The 14302-nt window shown below is 34.9% G+C and carries 16 protein-coding genes; 11 read left to right on the plus strand and 5 right to left on the minus strand.

Annotated features, from left to right (window positions below; all coding sequences use genetic code 11):
* From Q0992_RS15115 to Q0992_RS15125, 3 genes are all read right to left on the minus strand, one after another.
* The coding region (locus tag Q0992_RS15115) for a DUF4136 domain-containing protein (RefSeq protein ID WP_299526316.1) at positions 1 to 275 on the minus strand (275 nt) is incomplete at its 3' end.
* A gap of 10 nt (positions 276 to 285) precedes the next feature.
* On the minus strand, positions 286 to 2295 hold the full coding sequence (locus Q0992_RS15120; protein WP_299526318.1) for a urocanate hydratase: 2010 nt from the start codon (positions 2293 to 2295) through the stop codon (positions 286 to 288).
* Positions 2295 to 2456: a DUF5522 domain-containing protein gene (locus tag Q0992_RS15125; protein ID WP_299526320.1), complete on the minus strand. Its 162-nt coding sequence runs from the start codon at positions 2454 to 2456 to the stop codon at positions 2295 to 2297. Before Q0992_RS15125 ends, Q0992_RS15120 begins: the two co-directional genes overlap by 1 nt.
* 59 nt (positions 2457 to 2515) lie before the next feature.
* On the opposite strand from Q0992_RS15125, the gene Q0992_RS15130 reads away from it, so the two are divergent.
* Genes Q0992_RS15130 through hemL form a run of 4 tightly spaced genes read left to right on the plus strand, consistent with a single transcriptional unit; the run spans position 2516 to position 5900 of the window.
* The gene (locus tag Q0992_RS15130; RefSeq protein WP_299526322.1) at positions 2516 to 2896 is read left to right on the plus strand and encodes a hypothetical protein; all 381 of its coding nucleotides are present in this window, start codon (positions 2516 to 2518) and stop codon (positions 2894 to 2896) included.
* Between the two features lie 5 nt (positions 2897 to 2901).
* Positions 2902 to 3810, plus strand: a complete 909-nt coding sequence (locus Q0992_RS15135; RefSeq protein ID WP_299526325.1) for a 1-aminocyclopropane-1-carboxylate deaminase/D-cysteine desulfhydrase — start codon at positions 2902 to 2904, stop codon at positions 3808 to 3810.
* Positions 3807 to 4610, plus strand: coding sequence for a glucosaminidase domain-containing protein (locus Q0992_RS15140; RefSeq protein WP_299526328.1), 804 nt, complete (start codon positions 3807 to 3809; stop codon positions 4608 to 4610). The genes Q0992_RS15135 and Q0992_RS15140 overlap by 4 nt, the downstream gene beginning before the upstream one ends.
* A 3-nt stretch (positions 4611 to 4613) precedes the next feature.
* On the plus strand, positions 4614 to 5900 hold the full coding sequence (gene hemL, locus Q0992_RS15145) for a glutamate-1-semialdehyde 2,1-aminomutase (RefSeq protein WP_299526331.1): 1287 nt from the start codon (positions 4614 to 4616) through the stop codon (positions 5898 to 5900).
* 51 nt (positions 5901 to 5951) lie between these two features.
* Here the strand turns inward: hemL and Q0992_RS15150 are convergent, their stop codons facing one another.
* Positions 5952 to 6284: a hypothetical protein gene (locus Q0992_RS15150; protein WP_299526334.1), complete on the minus strand. Its 333-nt coding sequence runs from the start codon at positions 6282 to 6284 to the stop codon at positions 5952 to 5954.
* Between the two features lie 73 nt (positions 6285 to 6357).
* A complete protein-coding gene (locus Q0992_RS15155; RefSeq protein WP_299526337.1) occupies positions 6358 to 7854 on the minus strand; it encodes a hypothetical protein in 1497 nt (498 codons plus the stop codon).
* Positions 7855 to 8005: 151 nt separating this feature from the next.
* On the opposite strand from Q0992_RS15155, the gene yiaA reads away from it, so the two are divergent.
* The 7 genes from yiaA to Q0992_RS15190 all read left to right on the plus strand — a co-directional run bounded on the left by yiaA (position 8006) and on the right by Q0992_RS15190 (position 14255).
* A complete protein-coding gene (gene yiaA / locus Q0992_RS15160; protein WP_299526339.1) occupies positions 8006 to 8491 on the plus strand; it encodes an inner membrane protein YiaA in 486 nt (161 codons plus the stop codon).
* A gap of 83 nt (positions 8492 to 8574) precedes the next feature.
* On the plus strand, positions 8575 to 9270 hold the full coding sequence (locus Q0992_RS15165) for a CPBP family intramembrane glutamic endopeptidase (RefSeq protein ID WP_299526342.1): 696 nt from the start codon (positions 8575 to 8577) through the stop codon (positions 9268 to 9270).
* 7 nt (positions 9271 to 9277) lie between these two features.
* Positions 9278 to 10570, plus strand: a complete 1293-nt coding sequence (locus Q0992_RS15170; protein WP_299526344.1) for a DUF2157 domain-containing protein — start codon at positions 9278 to 9280, stop codon at positions 10568 to 10570.
* A 9-nt stretch (positions 10571 to 10579) separates the two neighbouring features.
* Positions 10580 to 11152, plus strand: coding sequence for a GDYXXLXY domain-containing protein (locus Q0992_RS15175; RefSeq protein ID WP_299526347.1), 573 nt, complete (start codon positions 10580 to 10582; stop codon positions 11150 to 11152).
* 29 nt (positions 11153 to 11181) lie between these two features.
* Positions 11182 to 12060 (plus strand): alpha/beta fold hydrolase, encoded by an 879-nt coding sequence (locus Q0992_RS15180; RefSeq protein WP_299526349.1) that lies wholly within the window; start codon positions 11182 to 11184, stop codon positions 12058 to 12060.
* A gap of 34 nt (positions 12061 to 12094) precedes the next feature.
* On the plus strand, positions 12095 to 12841 hold the full coding sequence (locus tag Q0992_RS15185; protein ID WP_299526352.1) for an alpha/beta hydrolase: 747 nt from the start codon (positions 12095 to 12097) through the stop codon (positions 12839 to 12841).
* 97 nt (positions 12842 to 12938) lie between these two features.
* A complete protein-coding gene (locus Q0992_RS15190; protein ID WP_299526355.1) occupies positions 12939 to 14255 on the plus strand; it encodes a hypothetical protein in 1317 nt (438 codons plus the stop codon).
* Positions 14256 to 14302: the final 47 nt, after the last annotated feature.

The following is a 14302-nucleotide window of genomic DNA, read 5'->3' on the forward strand; positions in this document are numbered from 1 at the left end:
TGGTTAGACTCGGTAAAAATACTCACTAGCATATCTGGGTTTTCGGATTTGGTCATGCCCTTAGCCAGAAGTTCTGCTTCAATGGCTCTAAGGATTCTACGTTTATCTATATCGCTAATCTCAGCTTTATCAATTCCCGGCTTAAAGAAAGCAAAGGTTTTGTATTGGTCAAAATTTGCATCCTTATCATAATCGGCTGCAACACGTACAGAACTACAAGACGATAGAAGGATGGCAAACACTAAAATCGGTGTAAATTTGAGTAATTTCTTCATATCATTTTTTTTAAATTGTTTCTAATAAACTATCATCGACTTGATTGGGCAACGTAACTTTTAGGTTGGGTTCTGCTTGCATAGCACGTTTTATTGCAAAAATCGCACCTTCATTTCTAGCCCAACTTCGTCTTGAGATACCATTATTAACATCCCAAAATAACATCTGTTTTAATCGATTGGATGCTTCTTTAGTACCATCAAGAACCATGCCGAATCCACCATTTATAACCTCTCCCCATCCAACACCTCCTCCGTTATGAATACTCACCCAAGTAGCACCTCTAAAACTATCGCCAATAACATTGTGAATGGCCATATCTGCTGTATAACGAGAGCCATCATAAATATTGCTGGTTTCTCGATAAGGAGAATCAGTCCCAGAAACGTCGTGATGATCTCTTCCCAGTATTACCTCATTAATGTCACCTTTAGAAATTGCTTGATTGAATGCTTCGGCAATTTTCACTCGGCCTTCAGCATCAGCATATAAAATTCTTGCTTGTGACCCCACAACTAACTTATTGTCTTGGGCACCTTTTATCCATTGGATATTATCAGCCATTTGCTGCTGAATTTCTTTAGGCGAATTCTTCATAATCTCTTCCAAAACCTCACAAGCGATTTCATCTGTTCTGGCTAAGTCTTCAGGTTTTCCTGAAGCACAAACCCATCGGAAAGGGCCAAAACCATAGTCGAAACACATGGGTCCCATGATATCCTGTACATAGCTAGGGTATCTGAATTCTCTTCCCAATTCCTGTTTATCTGACATGACATCTGCACCTGCACGTGAGGCTTCAAGCAGAAAAGCATTACCATAATCAAAGAAATAGGTGCCTCTTGCTGTATGTTGGTTTATAGCTTTGGCATGACGTCTTAAACTCTCTTGCACTTTTTCTTTGAATTTTTCTGGGTCATTGGCCATTATTTCATTAGAGGCTTCAAAAGATAAGCCTACAGGATAATAACCGCCAGCCCAAGGGTTATGAAGCGAAGTTTGATCACTTCCTAAATCTATTTGAATATTAGCTTCATCGAATTTTTCCCATACATCAACAACATTGCCTAAATAAGCAATAGAGACGGTTTCCTTTCTTGATTTTGCTTCTTTGACTCTTGCAACAAGTTCATCTAAATCCGTGATTTTTTCGTCAATCCAGCCTTGGTCTAGTCGAACCTGAGTGATTTTAGGATTTACTTCAGCACAAACCGTAATACAGCCAGCAATATTACCAGCTTTTGGTTGAGCGCCAGACATACCTCCCAAGCCAGATGTAACGAAGAGATGTCCTTTTGGTGATTTGCCAATCTTTCTGAAGCCGTTTAAAACCGTTATCGTGGTGCCATGCACGATGCCTTGAGGGCCTATGTACATATAGCTTCCAGCTGTCATTTGACCGTATTGTGTGACTCCTAATGCATTAAACTTTTCCCAGTCATCGGGTTTAGAATAATTTGGAATCATCATGCCATTCGTGACTACAACCCTTGGCGCTTCTTTATGCGAAGGAAATAAGCCCATGGGATGTCCTGAATACATAACAAGCGTTTGCTCATTAGTCATCTCGGCGAGATATTTCATGGTTAATCTGTACTGTGCCCAATTGGAAAATACAGCTCCATTTCCGCCATAAGTAATCAACTCTTGAGGATGTTGTGCTACGGCATAATCCAAATTATTTTGAATCATCAGCATAATCGCTGCGGCTTGTTTGGATTTTGCTGGATAATCATCAATCGATCTAGCGTACATTTTATAGTCTGGTCTAAATCGATACATGTAGATACGACCATAAGTATCTAGCTCTTTTTTAAACTCTTGCAATAAGACTTCATGATGTTTTTGATCAAAGTAGCGCAAGGCATTTTTAAGTGCTAGTTTTTCCTCTTCAGGCGATAGTATGGTCTTTCGTTTTGGGGCATGATTTATACTTGGGTCATAAGGCTTTGGTTGGGGTAAAGCCTCAGGGATACCTTTCAAAATTTGATCTTTAAATGATAATTCCGTCAGTTGCATTACGACTTTTTTAATTTATCCTTGCTAAAACCATATGGGCAATGCCTGCATCCGCTTTCGCAGCAATAGCCTCTTTTTAAATGATATTGTTCTGTAAAACAGCGATAACCTTCAGGTGTTAAATAGTAATCACCTTCCTCTATTGGGACATACTTCTTCATGTTATACAAAGATAACGTAAATTCGAGAAAAGATTTCTTGGAGTGAGTCAAGGTTACTTATGGACTGTTATATTCGTGAAAATGAGAATAGATTGATTTTTGAATTGAGGTTTATTATGATATTGATTTCAAAATATATTGTGCCTAAAGGCTACTTAGGAGTGACCATTTTCCCTTTTATGTTTTTGAAGCATGAAAGTTTAAAATGGAATACGGTTTTAGTTAATCACGAAAAGATTCATTTAAAGCAACAGCTAGAATTATTCATTATTCCTTTTTTTGTTATTTATGGATTGGAGTTTTTATTCCGATTATTGCAATGCAGAAAATGGAGGTCAGCCTATAGAAATATTTCTTTTGAACGCGAAGCTTATGGAAATGAGAAAGACCTTGCTTATTTGAAATCGAGGCCTTTTTGGAATTTCAGACATTATTTTTAAAATAAATGGAGGATTTAAAATTATCTAAAGTTCAAAATATACCTATTGAAAATGATAAGGGCGTCAGCCTTTATGTAAAGCGTGAGGATTTAATTCATCCGTTTATCTCTGGAAATAAATACAGAAAACTTAAGTATAATCTTGAAGAAGCTAAGTATAAAGGGCAAAACACCCTTTTGACTTTTGGAGGAGCTTATTCTAACCATATAGCTGCTACAGCTTATGCAGGGAAAATTTCTGGTTTCAAGACCATAGGTCTCATAAGAGGTAACGAATTGGAATCCGAAGTTGAAGTTAATCCAACTTTGAAGTTTGCACATTCTAATGGTATGCAATTCAAGTTTATTTCTAGAGAAAGCTATAGACAAAAAGCTGAAGAGGAATTCTTGGATAAACTTAAATCAGAATTCGGAAGTTTTTATTTAATCCCAGAAGGAGGCACAAATGCATTGGCTGTAAAAGGTTGTGAGGAAATACTTCAAAAGAATGATTATAGGTTTGATTTTATTTGTTGCTGTGTAGGTACTGGTGGTACGATTTCTGGATTAATAAACACATCCGGAGGGAATCAAAAAATACTCGGTTTTCCAGCATTAAAAGATGACTTTTTAAGACAAGATATTCGTAGATTTGCAACAAAGGAAAATTGGGATTTGATTAACGACTATCATTTTGGAGGTTATGGTAAAATAAAGCCAGAACTGGTAGCGTTTATCAATAGGTTTAAGAAAAATTACGACGTGCCTTTAGATCCTGTTTATACAGGCAAAATGATGTATGGCATTTTTGATTTGATGGCAAAAGACTTTTTTCCGAAGCAATCAAAAATATTAGCGATCCATACAGGTGGATTACAGGGTATTGAAGGTATGAATTTAAAACTAAAGCAAAAGGGTTGGCTCCAAATAGAATGAATTTAAGAATTAAGCATATTGCGTTGATTTTACTGGTATTTGTTTTGGGTTGTGGTCCCAAAAAAGGCATCATAACAAAAGAAAAGGACCAAAAAAAAGAAACAGAAACGGAAAAGGTGATTAAAACAGAACCTTCTGATGATAAAGTCGAAAAAGAAGTGACAGTAAAAGCACCTTCATCAACAGATAACTATATTGTCTTATATGCCGAAATTGCAAAACAACAAATGCGAAGTTCTAAGATACCTGCTAGTATTACCTTGGCACAAGGCATTTTAGAGTCGGGATCGGGAAAAGGTAGATTGGCCGTTGAGGCTAATAACCATTTTGGTATTAAATGCCATGGATGGAAGGGTGCCAAAATATATCATGATGATGATCGCTCTCAAGAATGTTTCAGAAAGTATAAGAAAGCAGAGTTATCTTATAAGGATCACTCTGAATTTTTGACAGGCAGAAGACGCTATGCGGATTTATTCAAATTAAAACCCAATGACTATAAAGGTTGGGCGAGAGGTTTGAAAAAAGCAGGTTACGCAACTGATAGAAAGTATCCGCAAAAACTTATAAGTCTCATTGAGCGGTACGAGCTTTATAAATACGATGAGGAAGTCCTAGGGAATAATGAAGTTGCAATAGTACGTGTTAATAGTGGCGTAATTAGGTATATCATTGAGAAAGGCGACACGCTATACTCATTAGCCAAGCGTTACAATACAACAGTTGAAGCGATTAAAGAATTAAATAACCTCAATTCTAATGACCTAGCCTTAGGTCAGGAAATAATGATTCCAAACTAATTTATGTTATATCAAAGAAGTAGTGCTTTGTTTAAGGAAGCGCAGAAGGTGATACCAGGCGGTGTCAATTCACCAGTAAGAGCATTTAAAGCAGTAGGAGGGACTCCTCTTTTTGCTAAATCAGCTAAAGGTGCTTATGTCTATGATGAAGATGACAATCGATTCATTGATTATATCAACTCTTGGGGCCCAATGTTATTGGGTCATGCATTTCCACCTGTAGTTGAAGCGGTTGTTGAAAAAACAAGGAAAGGCACTTCGTTTGGAATGCCAACTGCTTTAGAGACAGAGATTGCGGAATTGGCTGTATCCATGGTGCCCAATATTGATAAGATTCGTTTCGTCAATTCTGGTACGGAGGCTTGTATGAGTGCCATTCGCTTAGCAAGGGGTTTTACTAAGAAGGATAAAATCATAAAATTTGCAGGCTGCTATCATGGCCATAGCGATTCTTTTTTAATCGCAGCAGGAAGTGGTGCCGTAACCTTTGGAACACCAAATAGTCCTGGTGTAACGCAAGGTACAGCTAAAGATACATTATTGGCTACATACAATGATATTGACAATGTAAAAGAACTTGTTTCAGCCAATCCTAGTGAAATAGCGGCAATCATTATTGAGCCTGTTGCAGGAAATATGGGTTGTATCCCACCAGTTGAAGGATTTTTAGACGGTTTAAGAACACTTTGTGATACAAACAATATCCTTCTCATCTTCGATGAGGTAATGACAGGATTTAGATTAGCAAAAGGTGGAGTTCAGGAATTAAAAAACGTTAATGCAGATATTGTATGTTTCGGAAAAGTTGTTGGCGGTGGGTTACCTGTTGGTGCATTTGCGTCAAGAAATGAAATTATGAATCATCTGGCACCCTTAGGTCCTATTTATCAGGCTGGAACTTTGAGTGGAAATCCACTGGCTATGGCAGCTGGTCTGGCTATGTTGAAAGCTATAGATAACGATAAGGGACTAATGAACAGATTAGAAGAAAAGACGAAATATCTTCATAACGGTATTGCTGATGCTTTAAGTAAAAATAACATAACACATACTATCAATAGAATAGGCTCTATGATATCAGTTCATTTTGCAAAAGATGCCGTAGTGGATTTTGAAAGTGCTGCAAAAGGAAATAATGAAACGTTTAAAAAGTTTTTTCATGGCATGCTTACTAAAGGTGTCTATATTGCACCCAGTGCTTTTGAATCATGGTTTGTTACAGACGCTTTAACGTATCAAGATTTAAATGAAACCATTGCTGCTGTTGAAGAAGTGGCAAAAGCGTTGTAACAAAAAAAGCTCCGTTAATTACGAAGCTTTTCTGTTTTAAGGTTGTATATGCTATTGTTGTTCTTTGATATAGGCTTTATAATTCTCAAATTGCTCCTCATTTAAAACAGATTCCATTTTATCCATAAAGTTTTTTTTGAGCTTTTCAACAGCTTTGTCAGTCACAGTTTCAGAATTAACTAAACTCGCATGAGCTTTACCATATGCTTTATAAACTTCATAAACTAAATCCATTTGGTTATCCTTAAGTTTTATAACCTTTCTAAGGGCTTCGGTTTGTCTAGCAGCTTCTTTATTAATTTCAAGTTCACTTTGTGCACTCATAAATCCAGTTCCTAAGAATAAGGCAAAAACAAATAAGCAAAGTGTAATTATTTTTTTCATGGTGGATTGTTTAGTAATTTCAGCTACTAAAATAGTAATTTTATTTAAAAAGTGAATTTTAAATTGTAAATCACTATGATTTTATAAGTTTTAAGGTTGTCTGGTAAAGTGTTTTGCTTTCAACTTTATTTTTTAGCCAAGCATAAAAACTGATCACAAAGATGTCTTCTGATTTAGCGGACGTTTTTTCGAAAGTTGATTTTAGTTTTTTCGCAAAATCTTCATTTTTTACTAAATCGGGATGATTGTACAGTTGTTCAGAAAAGCTGAGAAATTTTAGGATTCTATCTTGATTAGTATCTTTCAAATAGGGCGTATAGCTACGTTTAAAACTTTTTAATCTCGACTGTAGTAAGTCCTCATCTTTAATTTCTGCGTAAAGCAAAATCTCGGCAAGGTTTTTCTTAATCACCCAATCAATACCGGCTTTTTCAATATAATATTTATCGGTATGATAAAATTTTGAAAGAACCGATTTTGCACTTGGAAAATCTTCTTGCTGAAAGTAAAACATTAGCAGCGATAAATGTAAGTCCAAAAGCGACTCAATATCATGATGTTTTTTCTTAATAATACCCTCAACTAGCATAATGGCTTTATCTTGCGACTCTGTATAATTATAGTTAAGAGCCTCGACTAAAGTTTTCTTTAAAATAAATTCTTTGTGATAAATCCCTTTTTTTAAGGACATGAGTTCTTCCATTTCCCTGATATATCGAAGTGATGCTTCAAATTTTTTATTTCTAAAAAGTGTGTTTGCAATAATGTAAACGATATGTATTTTATAGTATAACTGTTTGTTGGTGTCCTCTTTTTCTTTAAGTATGTTATAACTTTTAAGAACAAAACTTTCGATTTCAAAGTAATTCAGTTTAACCAAGGCGGAGATATTAACAATGGCCAAAATTTGATAAAGCGATTTAAAAGAAAGCGACTCATTGAGTTGAATATTGTAATCCGACAGAATTGACTCGAGTTCTTTTTCAAAATCTAATGCTTCACCTTTATAAACAAAAGTATTGAGTACTGCTTTTAGTTTTGCGTAGACGATATTCAATTGATCTTCTAATTGATGTTTTACACGATTTTCTTTTTGCTTTAATATGATGTCCTCTAGGTTAATTTTGGGATAGTTTGGCGCATATTGAATTTTAGTATGGTAAATTTCATTGAGAATAGGAAACAATAAATGCTCATCCGCGAGTTGTTCGGCCTTGTCCAGTATTTTATAGGCAATTTCATAGTTTTTTTGAAGCAAATAGGTCCTCGAAGCCAAGATGTATTTTATGATCTTCATATCAATCGAATTTTCGTCCTCTAAGTTTTTATTTGCAGTAAAGTCAATTAACGATTGAAAAAGACGTTTTCTTAAGGCATGGTATGCATTACAGTGATCAACCTTGTAGAGTTGCCTACAAATAGATTTAGAATCTAAAGCAGGTATGGTCATAAGCTTGAACAGTTCTATATTCTTAGTGTCTTTGCGCTTGTTTTTTTGTTGTAGAAACGCAATAAACTTTTGTTGATCTTCTGAGTTAAAGGTATCGATTATTGATTTTAATGCTATCATTTAATCGTCAGTTTTAAATTAAAAATATTAATAAATATAATATATAAATTAAAAAATAACATAAAAATATCGTCATTTAATTGAGATAATTGGTTTTTTTCAAAACGTATTTTGTTTCAATTTTGTCTCATAATCATTAAAGCAAAACATTATGAATTATCAAACAACAGTATCCATAAAGGATGAGGAAAAAGTAAAAACGAAAAAAAAGGAAAAGAAAGTTTACAACCAAAAACCAACACCTGCTTTTATTGGTGCTTCATGGACAGCTTTATTCATTGGAATGGTATCCTATTGTGTGGGACTATGGAATGCTTCTATGGAACTTAATGAGAAAGGCTATTACTTCACTATTCTACTATTTGGATTATTCTCTGTTATATCGGTTCAGAAGGCAGTACGGGATAAGTTGGAAGACATACAGGTAACAGAAATGTATTATGGTATCAGTTGGTTTACCACTGTCGCTGCAATTGTATTGTTGGTTATTGGTCTGTGGAATGCTGATTTAGAATTAAGCGAAAAGGGATTCTACGGTATGTCTTTTACCTTGAGTCTTTTCGCCGCTATTGCCGTGCAGAAAAATACTAGGGATGTCGCCTATATTGACAAGGAAGTTGAAGCTAAACAAGACTAAAGTTAGTTTTGATGATTGGTTAGTTAGTAACCCAAAACCTCGCAGATTGGTTTAGAGCTGCGAGGTTTTAAACTTCACTTGTCATGAAAAACAGATTAACAAAGTACCTTACGGATTTTTCAGCCCTAAAATTAACTAGACCGATTTCGGATAGAGTTAAACTGCTCGAAATCTTGGGAGTTATTCTAACAGGAATCGGGAAGTTCGTTTTTATGGACTATCTTAATTGGAGATTGCCATTTGTAGTCGTTGCGATTTTAGCTTGGTCTTTTTATGTTTTTTATCGCTATAAAAAGGATAGTAATGTACTTAATGATTGGGGTTTTCGATGGGATAATTTTAAGGTCGTTATAAGGTTGATGCTACCTTTTGCAATGGTTTCAGTTTTGCTGTTCCTTATAGTGGGTTATGTGCAGGGCACCATTAATTTGACATGGCATATCATTCCAGTGTTAATCACCTATCCTATTTGGGGCAGTATTCAGCAATTTTTAATTATAGGATTATTAGCAGGAAATCTTAAAGACCTTAAAAAAGTTAAGCTCAAAAAGAATTTTATAATTCTTCTGACAGCAGTATTCTTTTCTATTGTTCATTTTCCTTCACTTTGGTTAATGTTGGGGACCTTTATATTGGCATTATTTTATGGTTATATTTATTTAAAAGCAAAGAACATTTATGCTTTGGGCTTATTGCATGGTTGGTTGGGCGCCCTATTTTATTATACGGTTGTTGACCAAGATCCATTTGCGGATATTTTTTTGAAAATTTTAAACTAAGTTGATTATGAAATCAAAAATTTTAAATGATTTATCAGAACTTTTAGAGAAGAATATCATCTCTCAAGAGGTGGCATCAAACATTACTGAGTACTACCGATTTAAAGCGGATAGTCAGCCTAACCGATTATTCACGGTTTTCGGAGTTTTAGGAGCAACATTAATTGGTTTAGGGATTATTTTAATATTGGCGCATAATTGGGATAACTTTTCGAGACTAATAAAAACGCTTTTCGCATTTTTACCATTGCTTATAGGGCAAATAGCTTCTGGATATACCATTCTAAAGAAGAAAAGTCAATCATGGAGAGAGTCTTCAGGTACATTTCTTTTTTTTGCTATTGGAGCCTCAATAGCACTTATCAGCCAGATTTATAACATTCCAGGAGATTTAGGACAATTTTTGTTCACATGGACTGTATTGGCACTACCTTTAATTTACCTTCTTAACTCCAATGCGGTGTCCGTGTTAGTTATTGTTTTTGCAAGTTACTACGCTTGTGAACTAGGCTATAATTTTAACTTTAAAGACACTACGCCTTGGTTGTATTTAGTTTTGCTCATGGCCACAGCACCATTTTATGTAAGGTTGCTCAAGAAATCTCCAGAAGCAAATACAACGTCTATCTTTAACTGGTTATATGTGCTAAGTCTTACCATTGTTCTGGGTACTTTTATTGAGGATAATTGGCCGATAGGGTTTTTGATGTATGTAACTTTGTTTGGTGTGTTTTATAACTTAGGTAAGCTACCAATTTATAGTAAACGCCAATTAAGACGAAATAGTTTTGTAGTAATAGGCTCATTAGGAACAGTCATTTTATTGTTGATACTTTCATTTAATGTTGTTTGGGAAGAAATTCTTAAAGGAGCAACATTGGCGTTGAATACGCAAGAGATGTTAATCACAAGTGTATTTTTGGTGCTGGCATTTATAGTACTGATGTACTCAATGAAGTATGAAGAAAACAAAAAAATCAACCTTTTTCAATATGCTTTTTTAATAGTTACTATAATATTCTTTATAGGGACAACTAACGCGATAATCAGTACAATTTTAGTTAATGTCCTACTATTGGTTTTAGGGCTTTTTGCTATAAAGATAGGCGCAAATACCTTCCGATTTAGTATTCTCAATTATGGGTTGTTGATTATTGCCGCGGTTATTATCTGCCGTTTTTTTGATACCGATATGAGCTTTGTACTTAGAGGTATTTTATTTGTAGCTGTTGGTTTTGGATTCTTCTTAGCCAATTATGTGATGTTAAAAAAGAAAAAGGAACTCAATCAGAAAATTTAAATCATTAGTATGAAAACGATACACATATTCTTAATATTCGTCATTGTAGTTTTAGTACAATTATTTGTGCCAGCTAAGATGATTTTTGATAGAGAGGACATATTAAAAACAGGAACTGTTTATAAATTTAAGACACGACCTGTAGATCCAAGTGACCCGTTTAGAGGTAAGTACATCACCTTAAATTACGAAATGGATTCTGCTGAAAGTAAGGATATAACATGGCAAAGAGGGGAAAAGATTTTGGTTTATATAGAAAGTGATAGTTTAGGTTATGCTAAAGTCTATGATGTGAGCAAAGATCAACTTGGTACAGATAAAGATTATATAGAAGCAAAAGTGATATGGAATAATGGTAAGTCAAATACTGTAAACTTTGAGTTGCCTTTTGATCGTTTCTATATGGAAGAATCCAAAGCTAAACCAGCAGAGGACATTTACAGAGAATACAATACACAACGTAATGCAAACAATGACACCTATGCCTTAGTGGCTATAAAAAATGGCGAGGCCGTGTTAAAAAATGTCTATATTAACGATAACCCAATAAGATATTATATCGAAAACCATAATAATCAATAATTTGTATCTTGTGTAAATATCAATAGTCTATGTCTTATTGGGTCTCAACCGTTTTACTAATTTTAGGGATATATATCACTATTAGTATTGCCTTGTACTATTTGCAAGATTATATGCTGTTCAAACCCGAGAAGCTACCTAAGGATTTTCAGTTCGATTACGAAAATCAAGTCACCAAAGAGTATAATCTAGAAACTAGAGATGGTGCTGTTATTAACGGTTTGCGATTTTATCCTAAAGGTGAAAGTAAAGGTGTTGTTTTATACTTAAAAGGAAATTCAAAAAGCATTAAAGGTTGGGGGAAATTTGCGGTAGATTTTACGAGACATGGCTACAACGTTTTGATGGTAGATTATCGTGGCTTTGGTAAAAGTACTGGAAAGCGTTCGCAAAAGGCCATAAAGCGTGACTTACAAAAAGTCTACGATAAACTCAAGGAAAGAACTTCCGAAGACAGAATTGTACTCTATGGACGCTCATTAGGATCTGGTTTTGCTACAAAATTGGCGTCGTTGAATAATCCAAAGATGCTCATTTTAGATGCCCCTTACTACAGCCTTACCAAGGTCACAGCGCGTTATGCTCCTTTTATGCCATTATCTTTGCTCTTAAAGTATCCCTTACCGACTTATAAATGGCTAAAATATGTGCAGTGCCCAATCCATATTATTCATGGTACGCACGATAAATTAATTCCCTATAAGTCTAGCGTAAAATTGGCTCAAATCAACCCTAAATTGACTAAGCTTCATACCGTTATTGGAGGTGGACACAAAAATTTGAATAATTTTGAATCTTATCATAAGATGTTGGATGATATTTTAAACACCAAACCCAAAGCCATCGATTTAGAAACTACCAGTATTAATGTCATTCACTCTTCAAAAAAAACAAAGAAAAAGGCTTAAAAGGCTTATTGTTTTTCTCTTAGTCTTATATGTTATGATAGGATCTGCACTTTACTTTTTTCAGGAAAAATTAATGTTTCTGCCAACCACTCTAAAGCAAGAGTATCAATATCAATTCGATGATCCATTCGAAGAACTGTTTTTTGAAACTGACAAGGATGCCATAATAAATGCGCTTCATTTTAAAGCCGAACATTCAAAAGGTGTCATACTTTATTTTCATGGCAACGCAGGTGATTTAAGTCGTTGGGGAAAAATCACAGCGTATTTTGTAGCCCGAAATTATGATGTTTTGGTCATGGATTATAGAACTTATGGAAAAAGTACTGGGAAGCTAACAGAAGCAGCATTTTATAAAGATGCGCAGTATTGTTATGATTATCTTTTGCAACAGTATTCAGAAAGTGAAATCACCTTATATGGAAGATCTTTGGGAACAGGATTGGCATCATATCTGGCTTCAAACAATAATCCAAAACAACTCATTTTAGAAACTCCATATTATAGTATTTTGGATGTGGCTAAACATCGATTTCCAATGTTTCCTGTTAAACCTCTTTTAAAGTATAGATTTCCAACGTACGAATATCTGCCAGAAGCGAGATGTCCAATAACCATCATTCATGGAACAGATGACAACGTTGTTCCTTACACTTCAGGAAAGAAACTTTCTGAGTTGGGAATACATAACATGGATTTTGTTACGGTTCAAGGCGGTAATCATAATAATCTGGTCGAATTTGAGGCTTATCATGATGTCATAAGTATCAAACTCCCCTAAACTATTTTTTCACTCATTCAAATACGCAATACACTCATTCTAAATTCTGTGTTCTAATCTGGCATACTACTTTTAGTTGAATCAAAAACGAAAGATTATGACATCAAGAACAAAAGTAGTATTAGGAATTACAGGAGTTATAACACTATGTGTATTTATAGCTTTATCGTTGAATACTTCACAAGAACGGCCATCAATAGCTGGAGTGGAAGTCGAAAATGAAAAGGGTTGTGTATTTATGATCACTTTTGGTGAACAATCATCAGAGGGTTATGCCAAATTCAAATTAAAGAATAATATTCAACCTATAGTGGATAATGGTTTAAATTGGTTAGCTAAAGCGCAATTAGAAAACGGTGGTTATGGTGCTGGCAGTCATAACAATCAAAGGGAAATGAATCCACATGCTGTTAATGCAGACCCAGCAACAACATCTATGGTGGCAATGGCTTTACTGAGAAGTGGAAGCACCTTAAAAAAAGGAAAACATAAGGAGCAACTAAAAAAAGCTTTAAACTTTTTACTTGAACAAGTTGAAAGTATTTCTAAAGATGATAATTATATTACTAAAGAAAAAGGGACTCAGATTCAAACCAAATTAGGTGAGAATATCGATGCAGTGCTTACTGCACAATTTTTTTCAAACATTCTGAAAGAGAAACTAGATATATCTACAAAAAAGCGAGTGGAGCAATGTTTGGATGTTTGTGTAGATAAAATTCAAAGAGCAACCGGTAAGGATGGAAGAGTCACAGGTGCAGGTTGGGCAGGTGTATTACAATCTGGCTTGGCAACCAGTGCTTTGGAATCGGCAGAATCCGTTGGGGCAACTTTAGATGAAGTCGTGGTTACTAGTCAAAAAGATTACTTGAAAAGCAATTATGATGAAGCATCCAAATCAGTTAAGACTACTGATGGTGCAGGGATTATATTGTATTCTGTGAGTAATTCTGCAAGAGGCTCGGCTAAAGATGCAAGAAAAGCCAGAGAACTTATTGCCAAGGCTAAAAAAGAAGGCAGGCTTAAAGAAGACGATAAAGTAACCGTTGAAAATTTAAAAGATATAGGCGTATCTGAAAGCGAAGCTATTGGTTATATGTCTTCATATAATATTTACAATGCTTCAAAACAAAAGGCACAAGAAAATGAGGTTATGACAGGTTTTGGCAATAATGGTGGTGAAGAGTTTTTGAGCTTCTTGCAAACAGGTGAATCCATGGTAGTTAATGATGATGATGACTGGAAAAAATGGTACGACGACGTCTCTGGACGCTTAATGAAAATACAGAATAGGGATGGTAGTTGGAATGGCCATCACTGTATCACAAGCCCTGTGTTTTGTACTGCGACAAGTTTATTAATCCTTTCTATTGAAAATGATATTGATAATTTGAGACAAACAGGAGAAGATTAAAATCAGACTATAAGAACTAAAAAGGCTTCAAGTTAACTTGAAGCCTT

Origin of the sequence: Winogradskyella sp. (genome assembly GCF_028289625.1) — a bacterium.
In the GTDB taxonomy this organism is placed as follows: Bacteria; Bacteroidota; Bacteroidia; order Flavobacteriales; family Flavobacteriaceae; genus Winogradskyella.